The organism is Microbacterium sp. GbtcB4, from assembly GCF_019091465.1.
In the GTDB taxonomy this organism is placed as follows: domain Bacteria; phylum Actinomycetota; class Actinomycetes; order Actinomycetales; family Microbacteriaceae; genus Microbacterium; species Microbacterium paraoxydans.
Genome location: NZ_JAGXJJ010000700.1, coordinates 1 through 232, shown reverse-complemented (window position 1 = coordinate 232; position 232 = coordinate 1). Strand labels below are relative to the sequence as shown.

The following is a 232-nucleotide window of genomic DNA, read 5'->3' as shown; positions in this document are numbered from 1 at the left end:
CGCCCGGCGGGAAGCGGCTCGACCGCTCGAGCGAGCCAGATGCCGAGCATCGACACCGGCACCCAGAGGGCGACCACCAGCAGCCACAGCACACGCGTCTGCTCCGACGACTCCTGCCCGGCCGCGCCGATCAGGCCGCCCAGGGCCCAGGGGGACAGCGCCAGGGCCATGAGGATCTGCGCCCCGAGTCCCGGGAACATGATCGCCTCGCGCCACGACTGCCGCCCGATGC

1 pseudogene is annotated in these 232 nt (G+C 73.7%); it reads right to left on the bottom strand.

What is annotated here, in order from left to right:
- Positions 1-232 (bottom strand): annotated as a pseudogene (locus KVS71_RS19320) (glycosyltransferase family 2 protein); the annotation flags it as partial.